At 37.9% G+C, this 24230-nt stretch carries 26 protein-coding genes; all 26 read right to left on the minus strand.

Annotated features, from left to right (window positions below):
- Positions 1-369 carry a PTS glucitol/sorbitol transporter subunit IIA gene (locus tag AB3I34_RS07945; protein ID WP_002356567.1) on the minus strand — a complete coding sequence of 123 codons (369 nt, stop codon included), beginning with the start codon at positions 367-369 and terminating at the stop codon, positions 1-3.
- A gap of 127 nt (positions 370-496) precedes the next feature.
- Positions 497-673 carry a DNA-directed RNA polymerase subunit beta gene (locus AB3I34_RS07950; protein ID WP_002356564.1) on the minus strand — a complete coding sequence of 59 codons (177 nt, stop codon included), beginning with the start codon at positions 671-673 and terminating at the stop codon, positions 497-499.
- A gap of 13 nt (positions 674-686) precedes the next feature.
- Positions 687-1988 carry a UDP-N-acetylglucosamine 1-carboxyvinyltransferase gene (gene murA, locus AB3I34_RS07955; RefSeq protein ID WP_002356562.1) on the minus strand — a complete coding sequence of 434 codons (1302 nt, stop codon included), beginning with the start codon at positions 1986-1988 and terminating at the stop codon, positions 687-689.
- A 102-nt stretch (positions 1989-2090) separates the two neighbouring features.
- Positions 2091-2327: a DUF1146 family protein gene (locus AB3I34_RS07960; RefSeq protein WP_002356560.1), complete on the minus strand. Its 237-nt coding sequence runs from the start codon at positions 2325-2327 to the stop codon at positions 2091-2093.
- 188 nt (positions 2328-2515) lie between these two features.
- The gene (locus AB3I34_RS07965) at positions 2516-2935 is read right to left on the minus strand and encodes a F0F1 ATP synthase subunit epsilon (protein WP_002356559.1); all 420 of its coding nucleotides are present in this window, start codon (positions 2933-2935) and stop codon (positions 2516-2518) included.
- 16 nt (positions 2936-2951) lie between these two features.
- A complete protein-coding gene (atpD, locus tag AB3I34_RS07970) occupies positions 2952-4358 on the minus strand; it encodes a F0F1 ATP synthase subunit beta (protein WP_002356558.1) in 1407 nt (468 codons plus the stop codon).
- Positions 4359-4432: 74 nt separating this feature from the next.
- The gene (locus tag AB3I34_RS07975) at positions 4433-5341 is read right to left on the minus strand and encodes a F0F1 ATP synthase subunit gamma (protein ID WP_002359606.1); all 909 of its coding nucleotides are present in this window, start codon (positions 5339-5341) and stop codon (positions 4433-4435) included.
- 15 nt (positions 5342-5356) lie between these two features.
- Positions 5357-6913, minus strand: coding sequence for a F0F1 ATP synthase subunit alpha (gene atpA / locus AB3I34_RS07980; RefSeq protein ID WP_002356555.1), 1557 nt, complete (start codon positions 6911-6913; stop codon positions 5357-5359).
- Between the two features lie 28 nt (positions 6914-6941).
- Complete coding sequence (atpH, locus tag AB3I34_RS07985) at positions 6942-7484, minus strand: ATP synthase F1 subunit delta (RefSeq protein ID WP_002356554.1); 543 nt, start codon at positions 7482-7484, stop codon at positions 6942-6944.
- On the minus strand, positions 7471-8001 hold the full coding sequence (gene atpF, locus AB3I34_RS07990; RefSeq protein ID WP_002365031.1) for a F0F1 ATP synthase subunit B: 531 nt from the start codon (positions 7999-8001) through the stop codon (positions 7471-7473). Before atpF ends, atpH begins: the two co-directional genes overlap by 14 nt.
- Before the next feature lie 137 nt (positions 8002-8138).
- Positions 8139-8360: an ATP synthase F0 subunit C gene (gene atpE, locus AB3I34_RS07995; RefSeq protein WP_002356552.1), complete on the minus strand. Its 222-nt coding sequence runs from the start codon at positions 8358-8360 to the stop codon at positions 8139-8141.
- 48 nt (positions 8361-8408) lie between these two features.
- A complete protein-coding gene (gene atpB / locus AB3I34_RS08000; protein ID WP_002356551.1) occupies positions 8409-9128 on the minus strand; it encodes a F0F1 ATP synthase subunit A in 720 nt (239 codons plus the stop codon).
- A 302-nt stretch (positions 9129-9430) separates the two neighbouring features.
- Positions 9431-9895, minus strand: coding sequence for an SsrA-binding protein SmpB (gene smpB, locus AB3I34_RS08005; protein ID WP_002356550.1), 465 nt, complete (start codon positions 9893-9895; stop codon positions 9431-9433).
- Positions 9896-9907: 12 nt separating this feature from the next.
- Complete coding sequence (rnr, locus tag AB3I34_RS08010; protein ID WP_002356549.1) at positions 9908-12277, minus strand: ribonuclease R; 2370 nt, start codon at positions 12275-12277, stop codon at positions 9908-9910.
- Positions 12277-13050: a carboxylesterase gene (locus AB3I34_RS08015; RefSeq protein WP_016629924.1), complete on the minus strand. Its 774-nt coding sequence runs from the start codon at positions 13048-13050 to the stop codon at positions 12277-12279. Before AB3I34_RS08015 ends, rnr begins: the two co-directional genes overlap by 1 nt.
- A 145-nt stretch (positions 13051-13195) precedes the next feature.
- A complete protein-coding gene (secG, locus tag AB3I34_RS08020) occupies positions 13196-13432 on the minus strand; it encodes a preprotein translocase subunit SecG (RefSeq protein WP_002356546.1) in 237 nt (78 codons plus the stop codon).
- 167 nt (positions 13433-13599) lie between these two features.
- Entirely contained in the window at positions 13600-13875 is a 276-nt protein-coding gene (locus AB3I34_RS08025; RefSeq protein ID WP_002356545.1) for a GNAT family N-acetyltransferase, read from the minus strand.
- On the minus strand, positions 13865-14149 hold the full coding sequence (locus tag AB3I34_RS08030; protein WP_002356543.1) for a (4Fe-4S)-binding protein: 285 nt from the start codon (positions 14147-14149) through the stop codon (positions 13865-13867). The genes AB3I34_RS08025 and AB3I34_RS08030 overlap by 11 nt, the downstream gene beginning before the upstream one ends.
- A gap of 91 nt (positions 14150-14240) precedes the next feature.
- A complete protein-coding gene (locus tag AB3I34_RS08035; RefSeq protein WP_025189417.1) occupies positions 14241-16070 on the minus strand; it encodes a heavy metal translocating P-type ATPase in 1830 nt (609 codons plus the stop codon).
- A 168-nt stretch (positions 16071-16238) separates the two neighbouring features.
- Positions 16239-17066, minus strand: coding sequence for an ammonia-dependent NAD(+) synthetase (gene nadE / locus AB3I34_RS08040; protein ID WP_002356540.1), 828 nt, complete (start codon positions 17064-17066; stop codon positions 16239-16241).
- Positions 17067-17068: 2 nt separating this feature from the next.
- On the minus strand, positions 17069-18553 hold the full coding sequence (locus AB3I34_RS08045; RefSeq protein ID WP_002356538.1) for a nicotinate phosphoribosyltransferase: 1485 nt from the start codon (positions 18551-18553) through the stop codon (positions 17069-17071).
- A 77-nt stretch (positions 18554-18630) separates the two neighbouring features.
- Entirely contained in the window at positions 18631-19041 is a 411-nt protein-coding gene (locus AB3I34_RS08050; protein ID WP_002356537.1) for a GtrA family protein, read from the minus strand.
- 218 nt (positions 19042-19259) lie between these two features.
- Entirely contained in the window at positions 19260-20807 is a 1548-nt protein-coding gene (locus tag AB3I34_RS08055) for a glucosaminidase domain-containing protein (RefSeq protein ID WP_010712728.1), read from the minus strand.
- A 16-nt stretch (positions 20808-20823) separates the two neighbouring features.
- Positions 20824-21534, minus strand: coding sequence for a hypothetical protein (locus AB3I34_RS08060; RefSeq protein ID WP_010712729.1), 711 nt, complete (start codon positions 21532-21534; stop codon positions 20824-20826).
- Between the two features lie 23 nt (positions 21535-21557).
- Positions 21558-22277 carry a DNA-binding response regulator gene (locus AB3I34_RS08065; RefSeq protein WP_002382640.1) on the minus strand — a complete coding sequence of 240 codons (720 nt, stop codon included), beginning with the start codon at positions 22275-22277 and terminating at the stop codon, positions 21558-21560.
- A gap of 302 nt (positions 22278-22579) precedes the next feature.
- Positions 22580-24205 (minus strand): chaperonin GroEL, encoded by a 1626-nt coding sequence (gene groL / locus AB3I34_RS08070; RefSeq protein WP_002362559.1) that lies wholly within the window; start codon positions 24203-24205, stop codon positions 22580-22582.
- Between the last annotated feature and the right edge of the window lie 25 nt (positions 24206-24230).

A 24230-nucleotide genomic window follows, 5' to 3' on the forward strand; every position in this document is an offset into this window, starting at 1 on the left:
TCACGCTCCATTTACTAAATAATCAATTGTTGTTCCAATAGTTATCTTTGGTAACTGATGGGGCGTTAAATAAACACCATTTCGGATAACATCATCCTCATCGGTTGGTGCATCAGCAAAGATTAAAGTGCTATGAGCGATACTTTGCAAGTTACTATTGGCAAAAGAACCCACTTTTGTGATTGTATAATTTGTATCGCCAATTTTCAGATGATCTCCTTCTGCCAAGGTAACTTGGTCTTTTTCTGGGAATGATTGAATAACTGCATGTTGCTTCAAGGTATCGGTCGCAGTTTCTCCAAAAAGAATAATCATTTTTTCTGAATCATCGATTGCATGTTTGCCTATTTCTGTTACGGTTGCTTGCATCTTCCATCCCACTCCTTCATTATCTTACTTCTATTATTATAGCATAGAATAAAATAGATATTCAGGAAAAAGAAAAGGCGGTGAACAATCGTCAATTGACTTTTGTTCACCGCCTTAAAATAAGTTTTTATTTAAAGAAGTTCATAATATGAGTCCAAATTTTTTCATCAAAGACATCCATTGGATTCCCATTTCCAATCAATCCATAACCAATCATTGTTCCCACAACAAATAAGATAATGACTAACGAAATGACCACTAGAATTTTCAATAATGTTACTAAAATATAGCGAAATGAACTCATACGTTTGACTCCTTTAGATTACTGTCGTTGCTTGTTTTTCTTCAATTTTTTCATCATTGACACGTTCAACGTTCGCGCCTAATTTTTGAAGTTTTTTATGGAACTCATAATAGCCACGATCTAAATATTTCAAATTAGAGACACGTGTAATGCCATTTGCACGTAACCCTACTAAAATCAATGCGGCAGCTGCCCGTAAATCAGTGGCTTCCACTGCTGCTCCTTGTAACTCGTTGCCGCCATTAATAACGGCAATGTTGCCGTCAATTTTTAAGTCAGCGTTCATTCGACGCATTTCCTCTAAGTGTTGGTAACGATTTTCAAAGACTGTTTCTGTCACGATGCTTGTTCCTTCAGCAAACATTTGGATCGCTGTCATTTGCGCTTGCATGTCTGTTGGGAAACCAGGATGCGGCATTGTCTTAACATCTGTTGGTTTTAGATGTTTTGGTCCAATTACACGGATGCCATTTTCTTCTTCTTCAATGATTGCACCCATTTCAGTTAATTTAGAAATCAGCGGACGATTATGTTCAGAAATTGCTTCTTCAATTAAAACATTGCCCTCAGTCATTGCTGCAGCTACCATGAACGTACCTGCTTCAATTCGATCTTGAACGATTGAATGCTCTACGGCATGTAATTTATCGACGCCTTCGATACGCATCGTTTCTGTCCCAGCACCGATAACATTGGCACCCATTTTGTTTAAAATGTTTGCTAAGTCAACGATTTCAGGTTCACGAGCAACGTTTTCAATGATGGTTGTTCCTTTCGCACGAACAGCAGCCATCATAATATTTTGCGTAGCGCCGACACTTGGGAAGTCTAAGTAAATAGTGTTACCGATTAGTTCATCCGCAATTGCTTCAATATAACCATTTTTTTGGATGATTTTTGCACCTAATGCTTGGAAGCCTTTTAAGTGTAAATCAATTGGTCGTTTGCCAATGGCACAGCCACCTGGCATTGCCACTTTGGCATGGCCATTACGAGCCAATAAAGGTCCCATTACAACGATAGAAGCACGCATTTTACTAACGTACTCATAGTTTGCTTCGATCCCTAAAGGTTGTGTTGCGTCTATTGTTACTTCATTCGCGTCTTCATCAAAATCAATGGCTACATTCAAATGCTTAATTACTTGATTCATTGTAAATACATCAGATAAAATTGGTACATTTTTTAAAGTAGTAACGCCTTCTTCAGCTAAAAGAGTAGCTGCTAAAATTGGTAAAACAGCGTTTTTGGCGCCTTCAATTTTTACAGTTCCTTCTAATTTTGTATTACCACCATGAACAATAATTTGTTCCATTTTGTTCCCCCCAAAAAAATGAGAATAGGTATTCCTATTCAAAATCTTTACTATTATACCATTATTCAACTAAAAATTGTACCTTTTTTTATTTTTCAATTTTTAAGGAAAATACACAATGAAAAGATTTCGACAAAGCGCAATCAATTCTAAAGCAAAAGAGCTAACTGTGTATCCGATAGCGATGGCGAAAAATACCATCAACATTCTGATTTGCGGTGTAAATTGGGTTTTGAAAAATTGCTCAATACGCAATGATTGCAACGCCCAAAAACTTATGTAAATGAACATAAGATGACTAACGATTCGAACAATAGCATCTACTCCATAGTATTGCATAAGGAGCCTCCTTTTTTCTAACGTAGGAACATTTTATCACAAAATAATAAAAACCGATAATTAATCCACTTGAAATGCCAAAATTTGACACTATTTATTAAAAAATACGAAGAAATAGAGTTTAAGGCACCTGACTCAATAGCAAGCGCCTTAAACTCTACAAAAGTGACTGAATCCTTCAGCCTTTTTTACCCATGTTTCGATACGTTGATCCGGTTGATTGCACGATGCAAAGCAACAGTCGCACGACGTAGTTGATCGCGGTCATCTTTTGCTTTGGCTTCTTCAATTAAACGTTCTGCTCGTTGTTTTGCTCGTTCAGCACGAGGTACATCGATATCTCGTTCACGTTCGGCACTATCGGCAATAATAGAAACGACATTATCACGGACTTCCATGATACCACCATTTACAGCTACCCAGTCAACATGTGTATCTGAATCGGTCCGTTTGATGCGGACTTCATCAATCGCTAGCGGAACGATGATTGGCGCATGTTTTGGTAAAATACCAATTTCACCATCTGTTGTTTTCGCCACAACGATTTTTGCATGGTGGTCATAAACTAGACCATTAGGCGTTACTACATTCACAGTAAGACTATCCATTGTGTTTGCCGCCTTTCTAGTAGTTTAATTGTTTCGCTTTTTCGATGGCATCTTCAATTTTACCGACACTACGGAAGGCTTCTTCTGGCAGATTGTCATGTTTACCTTCAAGAATTTCTTTAAATCCACGAACTGTTTCCGCAACTGGTACATAAGAACCAGGTTGACCTGTAAATTGTTCAGCAACGTTAAAGTTTTGAGATAAGAAGAATTGAACACGGCGTGCGCGACCAACAAGTACTTTTTCGTCATCTGATAATTCGTCCATCCCTAAAATAGCGATGATATCTTGTAATTCACGGTAACGTTGTAAAATATGTTGCACTTCGGTAGCCACTTCGTAGTGTTCTTCTCCAACAATTTCAGGAGCCAAGGCACTAGAAGATGAAGCTAACGGATCTACCGCTGGATAAATCCCTTGTTCGGTTAATTTACGTTCCAAGTTAGTTGTTGCATCCAAATGGGCAAACGCTGTTGCTGGCGCTGGATCGGTATAGTCATCGGCTGGAACATAGATTGCTTGAATAGAGGTAATTGATCCTTTTTTCGTTGAAGTAATCCGTTCTTGTAATTGTCCCATTTCAGTCGCTAAGGTTGGTTGGTAACCAACGGCTGACGGCATCCGACCTAAAAGGGCAGAAACTTCTGAACCCGCTTGGGTGAAACGGAAAATGTTATCAATAAATAATAGCACGTCTTGTCCTTCCACATCACGGAAATATTCAGCAATCGTTAACCCAGTTAAGGCCACACGCATCCGTGCACCTGGTGGTTCGTTCATTTGACCAAAAACCATGGCTGTTTTTTCAATAACGCCTGAATCTTTCATTTCATAGTACAGGTCGTTCCCTTCACGTGTCCGTTCACCAACACCAGTAAAGACGGAAATCCCTCCATGTTCTTGGGCAATATTATGAATTAATTCTTGAATTAAGACGGTTTTACCAACACCGGCACCACCGAAAAGTCCGACTTTACCACCTTTTAGATAAGGTGCTAATAAGTCAATAACTTTAATCCCTGTTTCTAAAATTTCATTACTGGTACTTAATTCATCAAATGCTGGCGCTTTTTTATGAATCCCACTACGTTCAGCATCTGCAGGGAATGGCGCTTCTAAGTCAATTGTGTCTCCTAAAACGTTAAACACACGACCCAATGTATCTTTACCAACAGGAACTGAAATTGATTTTCCTGTATCGATAACTTCCATTCCACGTTGTAAACCATCTGTCGATTCCATGGCGATAGAACGAATCACTCCATCACCTAGTTCTAAAGCGACTTCAAGTACTACTTTTTGTTTTGCTTCGCCATTTTTATAAACGACTAAAGCGTTGTTAATATCGGGTAAGGATTGATCTAATGAAAATTCCACGTCAACAACGGGACCGATTACTTGAACAATCTTTCCTGAACTCATAATTTCTTTCCTCCAGTCTTCATAAAGTCACACGCTTTGAACGTTTTTTACAAACGTTCAAACGTAAGACTAGATTATTCTAGTGCAGCTGCACCAGCAACAATTTCTGTAATTTCTTGGGTAATCGCCCCTTGACGAGCACGGTTATAAGAAATTGTTAAATCGCTAATAATATTTTGCGCATTGTCAGTGGCTGTTTTCATGGCGGTCATCCCAGCAGCATGTTCTGCTGTTTTCGCATCAATGATCGCCCCATAAATTAAGCTTTCTGCATATTGTGGTAATAATTGATCCAAGATTGCTTCAGGTGAAGGCTCTAAAAGATATTCTTGTTCGTAAGAGGTCGCCTCTGATGGATCTAAATCAGTAATTGGCAACATTTTTTCCACACGAAACTGACTCGTTAGTGAGTTAACGTGGTGATTATAACAAACATACAATTCATCAAACACTTCGTTTTGGTACATAGTCGTTGCCGTTGTCACAATCTTACGGACTTCTTCAAACGTTGGTTGATCCGTTAAGCCTCTTAGCTCATAGGAAACATCGATTCCGCGTGCTTTAAAGAAATCCGCCCCTGTACCACCAATGGCGATTAAGGCATATTCTTTATTAGAATCGTGGTCTTCTTGAATCATACTCATGGTTTGTTTTAAGATTGAGCTATTGTAGCCACCAACTAATCCTTTGTCAGAAGTGATAACGATATAGCCTGTTTTTTTGACAGGTCGTTGCGCTAACATCACATGATAGTTCCCTTCACTAAGAGAAGATTGTTCTGTTTCACGTAATTCACTTAACTGAGCAGCTACTAAATGCGTAACGACACTACGAATTTTTGAAGAATATTCTTGAAAGCTTTTAGAGGCGCCTTCTGACTTGGTCAATTTGGCTGCAGAAACCATTTGCATCGCTTTGGTAATTTGGCTTGTCTTTTTTGTTGATGCAATGCGTTGTTTGATTTCGTTTAATGAAGCACCCAATGTTGCTCACCTCTCTTATGCGTTATCGATTTTTTCTAAAGCTTCTTTGGCTGAATCTCCGCTGTTGTTTGCCGCTGCAAACATTTCAGAAAACTCTGTAATCGCTGCATCTAATGCATCAGTATCTGGTAAGTCTTTCGTTGTACGAATGGTTTCCAATAAGTCTGCATGTTTGCCATCAAAATAATCGAATAAATCTTGTTCAAAGTGTAAAATTTTATCTACGCTCACGCTATCTAAAAAGCCGTGTGTTAACGCATATAAAATCAAAACTTGTTTTTCTACAGGCAGTGGCGCATGTAGTTTTTGTTTTAAAATTTCTACCGTACGACGACCACGGTTTAATTTAGCTTGTGTTGCCGCATCTAAATCAGAGCCAAATTGTGTAAAGGCTTCTAACTCACGGTAACTAGCTAAGTCTAAACGAAGCGTTCCGGCAACTTTTTTCATTGCTTTGATTTGCGCTGATCCTCCGACACGAGAAACAGATAACCCAGCATCAACGGCTGGACGAGTGCCTGCATAGAACAAGTCGCTTTCTAAGAAAATTTGTCCATCAGTGATTGAAATAACGTTTGTTGGAATATAAGCAGAAATATCGCCTGCTTGTGTTTCAACGAATGGTAAGGCTGTCATTGAACCGCCACCTAATTCATCACTTAATTTAGCTGCACGTTCTAATAAACGTGAGTGTAAATAGAAGACATCCCCTGGATAAGCTTCACGACCTGGTGGACGGCGTAATAGTAGAGAAAGTTCACGATAAGCCACGGCTTGTTTTGATAAGTCATCAAAAATAATTAAGACATGTTTGCCGTTATACATGAATTCTTCACCCATTGCAGTTCCTGCATATGGTGCAATGTAAAGTAATGGTGCTGGTTGTGAAGCCCCTGCAGTCACAACGATTGTATAATCTAAGGCACCAAATTTACGAAGTGTCTCTACTTGATTACGAACAGTAGATTCTTTTTGACCAATCGCTACATAAATACAAATTACATCTTGTCCTTTTTGGTTAATAATTGTATCAATTGCAATCGATGTTTTCCCTGTTTTACGGTCTCCAATAACTAATTCCCGTTGTCCACGACCAATTGGTACTAGGGCATCAATGGCTTTTAAGCCAGTTTGCATTGGTTCAGCAACAGATTGACGTTGCATAACACCGGGAGCTGTTGCTTCCACAGGACGTGTTTTGTCTGTTTTAATTTCGCCTAAACCATCTAATGGTTGACCTAATGGATTAACAACACGGCCAATCAAAGCTTCCCCAACGGGTACTTCCATGATTTTGCCTGTGCGTTGTACTTTATCTCCTTCACGAATGGTTTCAAAATCGCCAAGGATAATAATCCCTACATCATTTGTTTCTAAGTTTTGTGCCATTCCGTATGAACCGTTTGAAAATTCAACAAGTTCTCCACTCATGGCATTTTCTAAACCGTGGGCGCGGGCAATTCCGTCACCGACGTAAGTGACTGTTCCAACTTCTTCAACAGCAAGCTGTTGTTGATAGTTTTCGATTTGTTCTTTAATCAAGGCACTGATTTCTTCTGCTTTGATAGCCATTCAATTCACCTCTTTGTAGTCCTAAAGATTATTTTAATAACTTCTGCTGCATATGTTCTAATTGTTTGCGGATGCTGCCATCGATTACTTGATGGTTTGCTTCAATAACCACTCCGCCGACAATTGACGGGTCAATTAAATTGACTAAATGCGCTTGTTCATACCCTAATAATTGGGCAGCTTTTTCTTCCATTGCTTGATGTTGTTCTTTTGATAAAGGAATGGCTGTTGTCACTGAACCCAAAATTAGTCCTTGGTGCTCATCATAACGTCGTTCATATTCATCAATCATCAAGAGCAGATCGTACATGCGACGATATTCGTAAACCACTCGCAAAAAGTTTTGCATCATTTCACTAAAACCTGTTACTAGTTTTTCCATGATGCTGTCTTTTTCATAAGGCTCTAAGCGATCATCACTTAAAATATCGCCGATACCAGGTACTTGGTGATAGACTTCGCGAAGCGTCAATAATTCTTGATAAATTGCTTCAGCTTGGTTCTTTTCAACTGCCAACTCAAACAAAGCCTTGCCGTAGCGTTTACCAACTGTATATTTATCTAGTTTCATTTGCTTTACCTAAACTTTCAATATAAGAATCAATCAATGCTTCATGTGCATCTGGTGTTAATTCTTTATTTAAAATTTTGGCTGCAATTTGAAGAGAAAGATCTGCCACTTCATTTTTTACTGAAGACAATGCTTCTTCACGTTCTTGAGAAATATCTGTCCGAGCTTTTTCGCGTAGGCGAGTAACTTCCGCAGTTGTTTCTTTTAATGTTTTTTGGCGAGTCTGTTCTCCACTTTCTTTCGCGTTTTTAATAATTTCAGCTGCTTCTGATCTGGAAGAAAGTAATTGTTGTTGACGTTCTTTTTCCATTTTCGCTGCTGCTACGCGAGATTGTTCTGCAGAGTCTAAATCGTTGGCAATTTTTTCTTCACGTTGTGTCAAAATATCTACGATTGCTCCCCATGCATATTTCTTTAATAAGAGCATCAAGATTAAAAATGCACCACTGACAACAATCATCGTGCCTAGTGTGGTACTAGGAGCCGTTTCACCGACTACCAATGTAGTAAGTAGCATGAAGTCTCAACTTCCTTTCCTGCAAAAATCGATTTAGCTTCTTCAACTGCTTTATCACCAGCTATTGAAAAGGCTAAAGATAGAAGAAAGCAGTGACGGTCCCGATAATAATCAGCGTCCTGCCTCCAGTTTATTGCTTATCTGAATAAAAGTAATAAAGAAACAACGACACCTAAAATTGGCACAGCTTCGATTAAAGCGACCCCGATAAACATTGTTGTTCTTAATTGACCAGACATTTCTGGTTGACGAGTCATTGACTCGATTGTTTTTGAAATAACTTGTCCGTTACCGATAGCGGCTCCGATAGCTGAACCGAAAATTGCAATTGCTGCTGCGATAAAATTTAATCCTTCCATTGTGTAAAATCCTCCTAAAAGATAATTTTTGTCCTTCGTATTTCTTGATTATTCTTCTGTTTCAATTTTGTGTGACATATAAACCATTGAAAGTGTCACAAAGATAAACGCTTGGATACATCCAATAAAGATTGAGAATGCTACCCAAATCATTTCTAGCGGAATTGCTAGTGGGATAACCCATAATCCGACGCTTGCTACGGTTCCAGCAATTAAGCCCAATAGAACTTCGCCGGCAAAAATGTTTCCGTACAAACGCAAGCCTAATGTTAATAGATTCGTGAATTCTTCCATTAATTTTACCGGTAGTAAGAAACCAACGGGTCTTAAATAACTATTAACTAGATAGCCTTTAAAACCAAAGCGTTTCATACCAAAGAAGTGTGTTAAGACAATCATCATCATCGCTAACGTTAAGGTTACGATTGGATCGGCGGTTGGACTTTTCCAAACGCTGAGATCGTCGCCCACAACGATTTTTGTAACGAGACCCAAGATGTTTGAAACAAGCACAAACATGAAGAGGGTAAACGCCATTAAATGAAAATTGCTCACTTCTTTACGAGGTAAATTGTCTGTAATGATTCCACGAATAAAATCCACTAACCATTCGATGACCGTTTGTTTGCCCTTAGGTCGTAGCTTCATATTTCTCGTACAAGCATAGACAAAGGCGAAAACAATGATACACGTCAACAGCACCATCAAAACAATGGTTCCATCAAACCAAATTGGTCCGATATTGAAGAGTAATTTCTTCTCTTCCAAATCAATTCACCTCTTTTCCAACAATCTTTCAGAAGTTTCATCCTACTCCTGAGTGATAATCCCTGGCAAAGCTATCGTACCACCACTTGTTGATAATTTACAAATAGTTTACTTTTAAAATTTCATGTGTTGAAAATTGGTTGGAAAACCTTTTCCATAAACCAATCTAATGCAGGGTGGTACTGCTTTCCGAAGCGATTAAAAAATGAATCATTTACATTCATTTACTCAACACTTACCAGATTTTACACCTAATCCGAAGAAAGGCAAGCAAATATGCGAAAAAGAATAAATTTACATTTTTAACGTCGGTTATTTTTTAATGTTCGGCTGATTTGTCGGTCAACTTCCTTACGTTTCAAGTCTTCACGCTTGTCGTACTGCTTTTTCCCTTTAGCTAAACCAATCAAAACTTTGGCATAGCCGTCTTTAATATAGACCTTCAAAGGTACTAATGTGATACCTGTATTTTTGGTTTCGCCGATTAACTTATTAATTTGTTTTTTGTGTAATAATAATTTTCTGGTACGTAATGGGTCATGATTAAAAATATTGCCCTGTTCATATGGACTAATATGAACATTATACAAAAAGGCTTCCCCGTTTCGAATTCGTGCAAAACCATCTTTTAAATTGATACGACCATTACGAATAGATTTGATTTCTGTTCCTTGTAAAACAAGACCAGCTTCAACCGTATCAATAATTGAATAATCATGTCTAGCTTTGCGGTTTTGTGCAATTAATTTTCCTTCCCCTTTTGGCATAAGCGACCTCCTCTACTTCTTCTTTTTCCCTTTTTTATTTTTTTGTTTCATTGCTTCTTTATAAAAAGGTTGTTTTTTGCCTTTGCCTTTTTTCTTATTTTTCTTTTTCTTACCATCAAATGATTCATCTTTTTTATTTCTTCGTTGATTATTTGAACGAGTTGAAGAATTGGCTTTACCTTTTTTACGTCCTTTTGGTCCTTCGACTGGTGCGACTTCCTCAGCTGAAATCAATTCAAAATCAACTTCTCTTGTTTCTGGATCAGCTTTTTCAACACGGATTTGAACTTTCTGACCAATTTTCAAAGTCATTCCCGTCCGTTCACCAACTAACGCCATATGATTTTCAATAAAGTGGAAATAATCTTGTTTTAAGTTGTTCACGTGAATTAAGCCTTCTATTGTATTAGGCAGTTCCACAAAGATACCAAATTTTGTGACAGAGCTGATGATCCCGTCATACGTTTCTCCCACTTTATCTACCATAAATTCGGCTTTCTTCATAGCGTCCACTTCACGCTCTGCATCAACTGCGCGACGTTCCATACTTGAACTATGATTGGCAATTTCTGGTAATGCTTCGTTCCATTTTTCTTGATTTTTTTCAGATTGATCTTGGCTATAGCTGCGAATCAAACGATGCACAATTAAATCTGGATAACGACGTATTGGTGAAGTAAAATGCGTATAATATTCAGCGGCCAACCCATAGTGTCCGTAGTTGTCTTCTGAGTATTTCGCTTGTTGCATACTTCTTAGCAACATCGTATTGATAACCACTTCTTCCGGCTTATTTTCAACTTGCTCTAAAACTTTTTGTAAATCTTTCGGTGAAATGTTTTCTTTTGTTCCTTTAACAAGAATGCCAAGTACTGCAGCGAAATCAAAGAAACGTTGCATTTTTTCTTCTTTTGGTTGTTCATGAATCCGATAAATGAATGGCAGTTTTAAGTCATGATAATGACGCGCCACAGTTTCATTGGCTGCCAACATAAAGGATTCAATTAATCGCTCACCCACGCCACGCGTGCGTAAAAGAATATCTTGGGGATGACCATTTTCATCAACTAGGACTTTGGCTTCACGATCTTCAAAAGAAATCGCACCACGGCGCATACGCATCTCTTCTAATATGTGGTGCAGCTCGCCCATCTCTTTAAACATGGGAACTAGCTCTTTGTAGCGTTCTAACGTTTCAGGTTTTTGCTCTTCTAAAATTTCATTGACTGCTGTATAGGTCATTCGCTCCGTTGTTTGGATTACACTTTGGAAAATTTCATGCGAAATAACTTCTCCTTCTGGTGTAATTTCCATCTCACAACTCATGGTTAAACGTGGAACATGTGGGTTTAGCGAACAAATCCCATTTGATAATCGCTGCGGAATCATTGGCACAACTCGGTCTGTCAAATAGACACTTGTGCCGCGTTCATACGCTTCCATATCCAATTGGCTTCCTTCAGTTACATAATAAGAAACATCTGCAATATGCACCCCTAAAAAGAAATTGCCATTTGCTAACTTTTGTACCGTTACTGCATCATCTAAATCTTTCGCATCTTCTCCATCAATCGTCACAATTAACTGATCACGTAAATCCCGACGACCGACTAAATCGCTTTCTGCAATAGTTTCTGGTACTTGGTCCGCTTCAGCCAAAACTTCATCAGGAAATGCTGTGGGAATTCCATGAGCCACCACGATTGATAAAATATCCATTCCTGGATCATTTTTATGACCAATCACTTGTTTGACTAGTCCTTCCATACTCGTTGGATATTCTTGATCTGGATAATAGGTAATTTCAGCAATGACAATGCTGCCATCTACTGGCTTAATCCCTTCAGGTGCAATTGATACAGTATACTGATTCAATTTCTTATCTTTGGGAATCATGTAGCCATACAGTCCCATTTCTGCCATTTCTTCTTCACTATATGCCACAAATTCTCCGACAACTTGGCTCACTGCTCGCTCTTTAATTTCTTTGACTTTACCTTCTGCGCCGCGATCTGAAAAAGGATCCGCATGTTGGATCACGTCGATTAAAACCGTGTCCCCATCCATTGCAAAGTTCGTTGCCTCTTTGGGAATGTAAACATCTGGTTCTTCAGGATCGATGGTCACGAAACCAAAGCCTCGTTCATTTGCACGAAACGTTCCTTCTATTAATAAGTCTTTCATTGGTAACAGGACTTTGCCTTTTTTGTTGAAACTAACTGACTTTTCTCGTTCCATTTGTGCAATGGTTTGCACTAAAATTTTAAAATCTGAACTTTTTTCTAAATTCAAGCCTTGTGCAATTTCTTCCATTGAAAAGCTTTTCTTTTTTTGGCTTTCCATAAAATGTAAAATTTGCTCTTTAATTGTTTGTTTTGTCATTATTTCTCCTCATTCCAAGGTAGTGTTGCTAAAAATTGCACCACATCTTGCTCTAATTGTTTGTGTTCTCCACTCACCGTAATGACATGTCCGCTGTTTGGGTACCATTGTAAGGTCACACGTGCTTGTGTTAGCGCTTGGGCCGTTTGATAGACGCCCATTGGCTCAATCATTTCATCTTTGCCAGCTTGCGCTAAGAAAAGAGGGGTGTGGATTTTGTTTAGTTTGTCAGCCGTCTGACTAGCAATCGTTTCAATCGCTCCTAATTGTTGTTTGACTCGTTGCTCAATCGATTGCAACCGGCTTTGTTGTTCCTCTGCAGGAACTTCTGCGATTTTCATCACGTTTTCTGCGTATAATACAAAATTTTCTGGGACTTTATTTGCGACAGGGTAGATCGGTGAACAGAAAAATCCACCACCAATTAATCCTGTTAATTGTTCCGTTAATGCATGCATACTGAAAATCCCGCCCATTGATAAACCAAAAATGGCAATTTCTTGGTAGCCTCTTTCTCTCAAAAAAGCGACTGCTTCTTGTGTATCTTGCCACCATTGTTCCGTTGTTTGATCTAAAATATCTTCAGGAACTAGCGTGCCATGTCCTGAAAAATTAGGCGAATAGACAGTATAATTTTCTTTTTCTAAACGTCTGCTTAACATCCGTACATCATTACTGCTGCCAGAATAAGCGTGTAATAAAAGGACCGCCCGTTTTCCTTTTTCTGAAAATAACGGCTTCGGTAAATTGATTTTTTTTGCCACTTCGCTCACCTCAGCTTCATTCTATCATATTCTCAAAAGAAAACCTTCCGAAATGATAAGTTTCAAAGACTTTTTCAGAAAGAAAAAGAACAGAAAAATAAGTGTCCGCACTCATCTCTCTGTTCTAAACTTGTCATTTTAAAAGATTACGTACTTATTTTGAAGATAAGAACGCCAAAACAAATAATAAAATCATCCAAATTGCGCCAAGAACTGCTGTTGAGCGTTGCATAACAGCTTCAAAACCGCGCGCTTTTTGCTTCCCAAATAATTTATCTGCACCGCCAGTGAAGGCACTTGCTGCACTGTTTTGTTTGCTTGGTTGCATCATAACAGTAATGACGATTAAAACAGATAAAATGATGACCAACGTTAAGATTAGATTATACATGCGTTAATTCTCCTTTTTATACAAATATGCGAAATTCATCTACTTTAATGTAGCATATTTTATCTGTAAACACCAGTGAAATTTAATGTCTTTCCTTATTTGTCTCTAATAGCAACAGCCGCAAGTAGGAATCAGATTTCTACTTGCGGCTGTTGCTAGCTTCTTTTTTATTTTCTCAATACGTCTCCGTATTCAGGTTTAGTATCAAATTCTTTTTTGGCAAATGGACATAGCGGAATAATTTTTTTATGCTCTTTTCTCGCTTTTTCAACACCGGCTAAAACAAGTTTTTCAGCTAATTTTTGTCCACGATAAGTTGGATCAACAAACGTATGGTCAATAATCATCATGCTTTCACCAGCATCTGACCATGTCATTTCACCAATTTCTTGGTTTTCATCGTTATATAGAGCAAAACGATTGTTTTCTTCTTTAATTTGCATATTCGTTCCCTGCTTTCCGAATATATTTTAGAGCACCACTTGGACATGAATCTACCACAATCATGTCATTTTCAACACTTCCGTTATCTGGAATAATCCATGGTTTCCGACCAACTTCAAAGACTTCTGGATTTCCGCGAACACAATTACCAATATGTTCACAAATATCTTTATTATAAAAGATATCAATTCCTTCCCCAGTATATTTACGGTAGCCTTCTTTTAATAGTTGTTCTTCCGTGACTGGTTGCCCATCTATTTGGTTTCCTTTCATTGCACAATCTCTCCCCTGTAACTTATTAATATTAAAAACGTACCTTTATTTTACCACTAAGCTGGACATTCAGGCAATTAATTGTTCCACCTTACTTGCCAATTCGACGAGCACGCAAAGCAGATAAGATTGACACAGTGTCCACAACTTCTTGTAGCATAGCCCCGATTAGCGCCGGAATGATCCCGGTACTAGCAATTAGCATTAGTAAAACGCAGATAAAAATTCCGATTAATACAGATTGTTTGGCAATTTTCATGGTATCTTGGGCAATTTCGACCGCTTGGCTGACTTTACTTAAGTCATCTTTTAAAATAACAACGTCAGCAGTTTCACTAGCCGCAGTAGCTCCATGAGCGCCCATAGCAATACCTACGTCTGCAGCAGCAAGCGAAGGTGCATCATTTACACCATCCCCTACCATGATGACTGGATGGTTTTCTTTGGGCAATTCTTTTAGAATAGTTAACTTATCTTGTGGTAAACATTCCCCATGTACTTCGGTAATTCCTACTTCTGCAGCAATCGTTTCTGCGACGGATTCTTGATCTCCCGTCAGCATTAAAATTCGTTGAAGATGTAATTGGTGTAATTTTTCCATAGTCTCTTTTGCTTCTGGGCGTACAGTGTCTGTAAAAGTAATTCGGCCTAAATATGTGCCATTACGTGAAATATGAATAGTCGTTTTATCAATTTTTTCAGTTGCTTGAGACTCTTGTGTCACAAAATTCTTTTTACCTACCCGTATCTCAGCACCATCCACAAATGCCTTCACGCCAGCACCAGAAACTTCCGCTAGATCTGTAATATTTTTTAATGGGACATCTTGCTTTCTGGCATAAGCAACAATTGATCTAGCTAAAATATGACTTGATTCTTGTTCCACGCTTGCTGCCAATCCCACTAATTCAGCAGCAGTTATTTCAGCATTGATTGGTTGGAGTTGATCAACAGAAAGTTGTCCTTGCGTAATCGTGCCTGTTTTATCAAACGCAATCGTTTTTGCAGAAGCTAATTTTTCGACCATCGTTCCCGATTTAATAACGACCCCATGACGACTTGAACGACCCATCCCTGCCACTAAAGCAATTGGGGCAGATAGAATTAAAGGACACGGCGAAGCAACAACTAAGACTTCCGCAAAACGTGTCGGACTTTTTGAAACAAACCAAGCAACACCTGCAATTAAGTAGGCAACTAGTGTAAAAGGTACCGCATAGCGGTCTGCTAAACGTACAAAATGAGCTGGACGTGCCGCAGATTCTTTCACTAAGTTCACAATCGTTTGATATTGACTGTCGGCTACAGTTTTTTCAGCAACCATTTTCAAAGAGCCATCACCATTCACGGAACCCGACATTAATTCATCACCAGGATTTTTTTCAATTGGTTTTGATTCTCCTGTTAATGAAGATTCATCGACTGTTGATGTCCCGGTTTTTACCAAGCCATCAACTGGAACTAGTTCCCCTGGTTTTACTACTAATTCATCGCCAACATTGATTTCCTCAACAGAAACATCTTCTAAATTTTCGCCATTCAAGCGATGAGCTTTTTGTGGCGAGTTATCCAATAATGACTTCAGCTCTTGGTTAGCTTTTCCAGCAGCATAGTCTTCTAATGAATCACCACCAGTCAACATAATTAAAATCATCAAACTGGCCCAGTATTCTCCCACAGCTAAGGTTGCAACGATAGCGGTAATCGCTAAAATATCGACACCATATTTTCCTTCACGTAAGGTTTGAATCATTTCCCAGAACATCATTAACGCCATTACAGAACCTGTTATTAAAATAATACCATACGCCCAATTCGGCTGATGTAAAATAAATTCAAATAATAATGCCAAAACTCCTGTTATAATTGTAATCCCCAATTTTGTTACATGCTTCATCTCTTTTTCTCTCCCATCATTCACTTTACATTATTGAGCGTACCTTTTCTGTTTTGAAAAAGAAAGTGAAAACGCCTAAATGAAAACGACTTTCATTATCATAGGATAGTTGCTGTAGCAACGTTTACTTTCTGAAAAGTAGTTATGTAAAAAAAACACAGACCATCGTTCATTCGCCGATGGTCTGTGTTTTTATTTCCAAAAATCATCAAAAATTGTAATGGGTAAATGCCGTTTGTGTTGTCCTTTTTTATACCAGTTTTCAATTGTTTGTTGATCTGTTTCCGAGACTTTTTTGCCTTCCAAATAGTCATCAATGGCATCATACGTGACACCTAAGGCAACTTCATCTGCAACTAACGGTTTGTCATCTTCTAGATCAGCTGTTGGTATTTTTAGATACAAGGCTTCTGGTGCCCCAAGTTCTTTCAGCAAAGCTTTTCCTTGGCGCTTATTTAAACGAAATAACGGTAAAATATCCGCTCCGCCATCGCCATATTTGGTGAAGAAAGCTGTCACATTTTCGGCTGCGTGGTCTGTGCCAATTACTGCGCCAGCATTTTCGCCAGCTACTGCATATTGTGTAATCATACGTTGACGTGCTTTCATGTTCCCTTTATTAAAATCGCTAATTTGAACACCAGCGTTTTCTAGCGAACCAACCATTGCATCCACTGCTGGTTTAATATCCACTCGTAAAGAAACATCTGGCTGGATAAAGGCTAGCGCAGCTTGTGCATCAGCTTCATCTGCTTGCTCACCGTATGGAAGGCGAATCGCAATAAATTGATACGACATATCTCCTGTTTCTTCGCGCATTTCAGTCATCGCTAATTGTGCTAAGCGACCAGCTAATGTTGAATCTTGTCCGCCACTAATTCCCAAGACAAAGGTTTTTAAAAAAGGATGTTTAGTTAAATAAGCTTTCAGAAAATCAATACTTTTACGAACTTCTTCTTTTGGATCAATTGTCGGTAAAACACCTAACTCTTGAATGATTTTTTCTTGAAGTGTTGTCATTTCTAGGCCTCCTTATTCACCGTTTCCGTTAAATGTTTAACGTCTTTACGCACTTTTTCCAATAAATTCATTTTGTGGTTCCAACAATCTGTTGAAAGGTCCACTGGATATTTCTGCGGATTCAAGTCCCGCTTGTATTCTTCCCAAAGTGAATCTAAATTTTCTTTTGCATATTGTTTAATTTCATCTAAAGTTGGTAATTCGTACACACGTTTTCCTTCAACGAAAATATCTTGGAGTACTGGCCGTGCTTCAAAATCACGGACATACTTATTAATAAAGGTATGAACGGGATGGAACATATAAATTTCTTCTTCTTGGCGAGGATCTTCGTTCCAAAGTGTCACATAGTCCCCTTCTGACTTTTTATCAGATTTACGTGTAATACGCCAAACTTGTTTTTTTCCTGGTGTTGTCACTTTTTCAGCATTGCTAGATAGTTTAATGGTATCTTTCATTTGACCATCTTCACCTTCAATTGAAACTAATTTAAACACCGCTCCTAAAGCCGGTTGATCATAGGCCGTAATCAGCTTGGTACCCACGCCCCATACATCAATTTTTGATTTTTGCATTTTTAGATTCAAAATCGTATTTTCATCTAAATCGTTCGATGCATAAATTTTTGCTTCAGTAAAGCCTGCTTCGTCCAGTTGTTCACGAACTCGTTTAGAAATATAAGCCATATCGCCACTATCAATCCGCACGCCTAGGAAATTAATTTTATCACCCATTTCTCGAGCTACTCGAATTGCGCTTGGCACTCCCGCTTTCAAAGTATCATACGTATCAACAAGAAAAACGCAATCCCGATGTGTTTTGGCATACGCCATGAATGCTTCATAATCATTTCCATACGACTGAACCAATGAATGGGCATGAGTCCCACTAACCGGAATACCAAAAATTTTACCAGCACGAACATTACTTGTCGCGTCCGCCCCACCAATATAGGCGGCTCTTGTGCCCCAAATGGCAGCATCTAATTCTTGTGCCCGGCGTGTTCCAAATTCCAATAAAGGATCATCGCCTATCACGGATTTAATTCGAGCCGCTTTTGTCGCAATTAATGTTTGGAAATTCACCATATTTAGCAAGGCAGTTTCTACCAATTGACATTGTGCCAAAGGACCTTCAATTTGAATTAACGGTTCGTTATTAAAAACCAAATCCCCTTCTAAAGCAGAGCGTACAGTACATTTAAATTCAAAATTTGCTAAATACGTCAAGAAATCTTCTGGATATTCTTCAACTTCTCGGAGATATGCAATATCAGATTCTGTAAACGTTAAATTTTCGAGATAATTGACTAAACGTTCTAAACCTGCAAAAATTGCGTAGCCATGATTAAAGGGCATCTCTCTAAAGTAACATTCAAAAACAGCATGTAAATCTGCTCTCCCTAATTCCCAGTATGTTTGCATCATATTGATTTGATACATATCTGTATGCAATGTCAAACTATCATCTGCATATGTATAGTCCATCGTTTTCTACCTCTATTCTTTGTATTAAAAACTTGTTTATATTATAACAAAAAAATTTTTTTTAGCCTAAAATCTGCTTAGACCTCTTTTTCTTTAAAAATGAAAAATTTACTGAAGAAATAATTTAAAATCACTACTACAACTTGTGTAATCATTTTCGCCCAAAACGATGAAAAATGAATGCCATCAATTAGGAGAATCATTAAACCCATATCAGCCACAAAAGATAAAATTCGGTACCAATAAAATAAGCCCATTTCTTTAAAAAAACCAGCTATGCTTTCATGCTTACTTGCGAATACCCAATATTTATTCGTGAAAAAGGCAAATAGAACAGATAAAAACCAACTAATTGTGTTACTTATCTTGTAATCCAACCCTAACACATTTTGACAAACAAAAAACACAACTAAGTTGACGACAGTCGTTGCACCACCAAAAAATAAATAAGCCAGTACTTCTCGGTATTTACGAAATAATTCTTTCAATTTTCACGCATCCTTTCAACTAATCATTTTATCAAACTTCGGCAAGAAAACCTATCTATTTTGTGTAAAGACACAATTCTCTTGCTAATTTTACTATTTATTAAGTATTTATGAAAAACATAATAAGAGTAGAGGATAAGTTCATTCATGAATGAACTTATCCTCTACTCTTACTCTAATAATATATTGACTCCATCGACCGATAAGTTAAATCAGCATTAGTCCTTTAGCTTAGGAAGTGCTATCGTTTGTCCTTCGGTTAATACAGAATACGTTAAGTCATTTGCCTGCTTGAGGGCGGTTAAGGAATAGCCCGTTTTTTTAGCAATTTTTGCGAGTGTCTCTCCTCTTTTTACTTCATAATACTCAGTAGACTCTGTTTTTGAATCATTCGCTTTACCATTTGATTGCTCTGCTGTCTTCAAAGCATTAGTCACCGATTTACTGATTATTAGTGATTGAAGTAACGCTTGTTCTTTCGGTTCTAGAGAAGTCGCCGCTGTTTGCTGAGGAATTGTGATCTTTTGGCCAATATAAAACATTTCTTTAGTCTTTGAATTTTGTTTTAAGATGGCTGTTGCTGACACACCAAACGTCTGGCTAATGGTGGCGAGAGAATCTCCTTTGCTTACTTCATAGACGACTGCTTCTTTTTTTAGCTGTGCCTTGACTGCTTCCTTATCAAACGAAGGTTTCTTTTCTTCTGCCAAATTAGTCACTACTGGTTTCTTCTTTTCTTGATCGTATTTAGTTAATTGATAGGTTTCAATCAACGCATTTAATTTTTTATCGTAATATGTATCCGTTGCATAACGACCTGTTAAAAATTTTGTTGCCTGCTGATAATTCGTCGTGTTTGCTTTCAAAATGCCGTGATAAAACGTTGGATTACCCGCCAGCCCATTGATGATTAATTTACTATAGTCTGTTAATGACTCTTTATAGGAAGGATACTGACGAAAATCGGCATGAATGGTGGTCATCTTCCCTTTACCATCATCTTCTTGTGTGGGAAAGCTGACACTTTGACCTTGATAAGCGCCTTTAATGCCAAACAAATTATAATTAGGCGGCGCTGCTAACGCACTATTGCCCGAGCCACTTTCTAAAATAGCTTGAGCTATCATGACAGAAGCGTATAGCTCATGTCGCTGACCAATAACTCGTGCTTCTTCACCGATTTTTCTAATAAACTCAGAAGTAGAAGCATTCTCTTGGACAACAAAATTTGCCTCGGCTTGTTGTTGAATTCCTGCTTGCTTTTCCTTTTCTTGACTATTGTTCATCTCTGAATGTGCTAATGGCTCTTTGGTCTTTTCAGTTAATGTAGAATTTTGTGGTTCCTGATTATGAGGCGGCTTTTCAGTGAGTGCTTTACGCTCTTCAGACGCTGGTTGCTCACTTTGTAACGATTCGGTTGGTTTAGTACTAGCAATTGTCTTTTCTTGTGGCGGTAAACTATTTTCAGATTCTGAAGGTTCCACATTATTTTCCTGATGGTCACTGCTGTCATTTTGTGTTGAACTTTCTTGTTGTTCAGACGAACTTATTATTGTTTCGTTCAGCGTTGAAGAAGTAAGGGTTCCTTGGTCTTGATTGGCTTGGTCCGCTCTTTTTTCTTCCAGCGATAGCTGTCGACTTTCGTCCCTCGTTTCGGTCTCCTCTTGAGCGATTAATGGTTCTGAATTGTAGTAACTGGCGCCCGCATAAGCCCCTAAGACTCCAAGACATACCAACTTCAAATATCTTGCCTTTCTTTTTTTCATCGCATTTCTCCTTCATTTACCTCTTTATTTCTGCTAATAATTGCTCTATCTGTTGGTACATTCCTGTTGATTCATTCTTGATTGTCAGCATTTGTTCACAATAAGCTTGGTACTCTCTTGCCACTTGCTTCATGCGTGTTAAAGTTGCTAAACGTTGTTCCATCTCTTCATGAACTGTTGCAACTTGTTGGTTAGCTTGGGCAATTGTTTCTTTTGCTTGACGTTTGGCTTCTAATAAGACTTCGCCAATTTCTTTTTGAGAAAGCGTAACGGCTGTGTCTAAATTCTCTTCACTGGTCTGTCTCTGTTGCATCTTTTCTTCAGACAATTGTTTCTGTAAAGAAGTGATAGTTGCTTCTTTATCACTTAACGTTTCTTTAACATCTTTAAGTTGAACATCTTTTTCGACTACTTGTTTTTGTAATGCTTCCACTTCATTGGTTTGCATTAATAATTGCTCCGTTAGTTTTTTTATGGATTGCTGATATAGTTGATTTTCTTCTTCTAGTTTTTCAGCAAAAGAAAACGATTCTTCCGACAGTTCAGTCGGCACTTCTTGCTTGACCTGCTTAACTTTTGCAGCTTGCTCTTTTGCATAAACGACCTCGTCATCAAAGATTGCTTCCTCTGTTACCTTTGGTTGTGCTTTCCCCGATTGTTCATTTTCAAAATCCGGCATCTTCTCATACTCCTCATCTTCATTGTTTTTAGTCAAAAATTGCCACATTTGTTTCTCCTCCTTCGTACCTTTTACACCGTTAACATATAGCCTTTTGAGCGAATTGTTTTGATATATTGTGGTTTGTTCACATCTTGTTCAATTTTTTTACGCAAATGGAAAATCACATTAGCGACACGATATTTTCGTTCATTCGCAGTATCTTTCCAGACATTTTTGTAGAGTTCTTCATATGTAATTGTTTGTCCTGCGTGTTTGTATAAATACTCTATTGTGAAAAATTCCAATTTTGTTAAAAGAATTTCTTCTCCATTTCCCAAGCAAACACTCAAATTTGGCGCAATTAAATACAATCTCTCAGAAAGATTCTTAGTAACTGTTTGTTCCTCGTTTGCACTAACTAATTTAGGATAAAAACGTCTTTTTACACGTTGCAATAAATTACTCATGCTTAACACGCATTCTTGGCGATCATAAGAATGATCAAAAACGCCATCTGCGCCTAATTGTAAATAAATAATTCGATTGACTTTACTAATTGCTTCTGTCCGAGAAAATAACCAAATTGGCAAGTCTGACTGCTTGCGAATTGTCATTAATAACTCACAACAAGTATTTACTTGCTGGTGATCAGTAACTTCAATCACTAATCCATCAATATGGTGCAAATGAAGAAGTATATTTGTTCCTTGGATGATCTGACATTCTACTTGATTACTAACAAACCAATTTTGACAGTATTCTTTTGTTTCAATTGTCAAAGGGACGACACCAATTGTATATTTTTCCATTTTTTTACCTCAATCTTCCTAATATTCTCCTTCAAAATATAATAATTTTTATTTATATTCTATTAATAAATAAAAATCACCAACTACTAATTTTTCAAAAAATGATTGTTATTACTAAATTTTATCGAATAAAAACAAGGCTGTCTAGCTAAAACGAGGCCTTTAAATTATCATCTTTTTTGTTAAATGAGTAAATATTTGAGAAAACACTACAAGTAAAGATATTATTTAGATTATTTATTCTTTATGTAAAAAAAGCTTACGATTTTTCAATCGTAAGCTTTTAGAATACTTTTTTATTTTTACATCATACCGCCCATGCCCATTGATGGATCCATCATAGGAGCTGGTGCAGCTGGTTCTGGTTTGTCTGCAACAACTGCTTCGGTTGTTAATAATAAAGCTGACACAGAAGCTGCATTTTGTAAGGCAGAACGAGTTACTTTTGTTGGGTCAACAATACCGGCTTCAACCATGTTTACCCATTCACCGTTAGCTGCATTGAATCCGATACCTAAGTCAACATTTTTTAGTTTGTCAACAATCACTGATCCTTCATAACCAGCATTTTCAGCGATTTGACGGATTGGTTCTTCTAATGCACGAACGACAATCTTGATCCCTGTTGCCACATCGCCTTCAGCTTCCAGCGCAGCGACTTTACCAATTACATTGACAAGTGCGGTACCACCACCAGAAACCATGCCTTCTTCTACAGCGGCACGTGTTGCGTTTAACGCATCTTCAATTCGTAATTTTAATTCTTTTAATTCTGTTTCAGTTGCAGCACCGACTTTAACGACAGCAACCCCGCCAGCTAATTTAGCTAAACGTTCTTGTAATTTTTCACGATCAAAATCAGACGTTGTTTCGCCGATTTGGTTTTTAATTAAATGAACGCGGGCATCAATGGCTTCTTTTGAACCAGCACCTTCAACAATTGTTGTGTTATCTTTGTCGACAACTACTTTGCTAGCATTTCCTAAGTTTTCAATGGTTGTGTCTTTTAACTCTAACCCTAAGTCGTCAGTGATTACTGTACCACCTGTTAAAATAGCAATATCTTCAAGCATCGCTTTGCGGCGGTCACCAAATCCTGGCGCTTTTACTGCGACAACATTAAATGTACCACGGATTTTGTTCAATACTAATGTTGGTAGAGCTTCTCCATCAACATCATCCGCAATGATCAATAGTGGACGGCTTTGTTGTAGAATTTGTTCTAATAAAGGTAAGATATCTTGAATATTTGAGATTTTTTTGTCGGTAATTAAGATATATGGATTTTCTAAAACAGCTTCCATTTTATCGTTGTCAGTAACCATGTATTGAGATAAATAACCGCGGTCGAATTGCATTCCTTCAACCACATCTAATTCTGTTTCAATCCCTTTTGATTCTTCAATGGTAATTACGCCGTCGTTACCAACTTTTTCCATTGCATCGGCAATTAATTGGCCGACTTTTTCAGAACCTGATGAAACAGCAGCGACTTGTGCAATCGCTTCTTTTGAATCAACTACAGATGAAATATTGTGTAATTCTTCTACTGCTGTTTTTGTTGCTAATTCAATCCCACGACGAATACCTAATGGGTTAGCTCCAGCAGTTACGTTTTTTAAGCCTTCACGAACAATGGCTTGTGTCAAAACAGTCGCTGTTGTTGTTCCGTCACCAGCAATATCATTCGTTTTAGAAGCAACTTCTGAAACTAATTTTGCGCCCATGTTTTCAAAATGATCTTCTAATTCAATTTCCTTAGCAATTGTTACCCCATCGTTAGTAATCAATGGTGAACCAAATGATTTTTCTAAAACAACGTTACGACCTTTAGGGCCTAATGTCACTTTCACTGTATCTGCTAATACATCTACTCCGCGTAGCATTGCTGCACGTGCATCTTCTGCAAATTTAATCTCTTTTGCCATGATTTCTTCACCTCATAATTTTTTT

The organism is Enterococcus sp. C102(2024), assembly GCF_040888205.1.
Lineage (GTDB): Bacteria > Bacillota > Bacilli > Lactobacillales > Enterococcaceae > Enterococcus > Enterococcus faecalis.